The 2,194-nt window shown below is 58.6% G+C and carries 2 protein-coding genes; both read right to left on the minus strand.

Features of this window, described 5'->3' with window-relative positions:
• On the minus strand, positions 1–1,355 hold a 1,355-nt coding region (locus ACXRVY_RS25315; RefSeq protein ID WP_458238560.1), incomplete at its 3' end, for an OsmC domain/YcaO domain-containing protein.
• Between the two features lie 77 nt (positions 1,356–1,432).
• On the minus strand, positions 1,433–2,194 hold a 762-nt coding region (locus ACXRVY_RS25320), incomplete at its 5' end, for a LysR substrate-binding domain-containing protein (RefSeq protein ID WP_458238561.1).

Genomic DNA, 2,194 nt, shown 5'->3' on the forward strand with positions numbered 1-2,194 from the left:
GGCTGAGGCAGATCGTTCAGGCCTTCGAAACTGCGACCTTGCAGCAGTTCCGTCAGGCTGCGCTCCAGCGCCACTTCCAGGCTTGGGTGCGCGCCGAACGAGGCGAACACGCCACCAGTACGCGGGTTCATCAAGGTCACGCACATCACCGGGAACTCCCCGCCCAGCGATGCATCCTTCACCAGCACCGGGAAGCCCTGCTCTTCCAGGGCCTGGATACCGGCCAGGATGCCCGGGTATTTCGCCAGCACTTGCTGCGGCACATCCGGCAAGGCCATTTCACCTTCGAGGATTTCACGCTTGACCGCGCGCTCGAAGATCTCCGACAGGCACTGCACCTGGGCTTCGGCCAGTGTGTTGCCGGCGCTCATGCCATTGCTCAGGAACAGGTTTTCGATCAGGTTGGACGGGAAGTACACCACCTCATTGTCCGACTGGCGCACAAACGGCAGTGAACAAATACCACGCTGGGTGTTGCCGGAGTTGGTGTCGTACAGATGCGAGCCACGTAACTCGCCATCCCGGTCGTAAACCTTCAGGCAGTACTCGTCGAGGATTTCAGTCGGCAGTTCGTCCTTCGGGCCAGGCTTGAACCAGCGCTCGTCCGGGTAATGCACAAACGCCGCGTTGGCGATGTCCTCGCCCCAGAACTGATCGTTGTAGAAGAAGTTGCAGTTGAGCCGCTCGATAAACTCGCCCAGTGCCGATGCCAGCGCACCTTCCTTGGTTGCGCCCTTGCCGTTGGTAAAACACATTGGTGAGTGCGCATCGCGGATGTGCAGCGACCACACATTGGGGACGATATTGCGCCACGAAGCAATTTCAATCTTCATGCCCAAGTCGGCCAGGATGCTCGACATGTTGGCGATGGTTTGTTCCAGCGGCAGGTCCTTGCCCACAATGTAGGTGCCCGCTTCGCCAGTCGAATGCGGCATCAGCAACGCCTGGGCATCGGCGTCGAGGTTTTCGACCTCTTCAATCACGAACTCAGGCCCGGTTTGCACCACCTTCTTTACCGTACAACGGTCTATGGAGCGCAAGATCCCCTGGCGATCCTTGGCAGAGATGTCCGCCGGCAATTCGACCTGGATCTTGAAAATCTGGTTGTAACGGTTTTCCGGATCAACAATGTTGTTCTGCGACAGGCGGATATTTTCGGTGGGGATATTGCGAGTCTCGCAGTACAACTTCACGAAGTACGCCGCGCACAACGCCGACGAAGCCAGGAAGTAATCGAACGGCCCCGGTGCCGAACCATCGCCCTTGTAGCGAATGGGTTGATCGGCAATCACCGTGAAGTCGTCGAACTTGGCCTCAAGTCGAAGGTTGTCGAGAAAGTTGACCTTGATTTCCATGCGTGCTTACCAGAATAACGAGCTATACGATTTGGCCGCCATTATCCGGTTTTTCAGCGCAGACCGTTAACTTTCCACTATTTTTCGACCAACACCACCCCGCGCTCCTCTAGCAAGCGCACAAACATCGTCAGGCTCTGCGACACCGTCCCTCTGCGCCACACCAGCCAGGTGCGCAGATAGCGGAACGACTCCGACAACGGCCAGACGCTGACCGTCGTGCACCCGGGCATGCTTTCGAGCATGCTGCGAGGCATCAGCGCCAGGCCGGCACCGGCACTGACGCAGGCCAGCATGCCGTGATAGGACTCCATTTCGAAAATCTTGCCGGGCACCGCCGCACCATTGGCGAACCAGCTTTCGAAATGATGGCGATAGGAGCAGTTGGAGCGAAAGGCATAGATGTTTTCGCCATTCACATCCTTGGCCTGATGAATCGGCTCATGGTTGAGCGGTGCGATCAGGACCATTTCCTCTTCGAATGCCGGCACACCCTCCAGCGCCGGATGCAACACCGGACCATCGACAAATGCCGCGGCCAGCCGCCCTGACAGCACCCCATCGATCATGGTCCCGGAGGGGCCGGTGGACAGGTCCAGTTCGACCTTGGCGTGTTTCTGGTTATAGGCGGCCAATAGCTCTGGAATACGTACCGCTGCAGTACTTTCCAGCGAGCCCAGGGCGAAGGCTCCCTGGGGTTCTTCGCCTGCCACGGTGGCGCGCGCCTCCTGAACCAGGTCGAGAATACGTCGAGCGTAATCCAGAAAACTCCAGCCGGCTGGCGACAAACGCAGGCGACTCTTCTCGCGGATAAACAGGTCCACACCCAGGACCAGCTC

This window comes from Pseudomonas sp. P5_A2_2, from assembly GCF_054177685.1.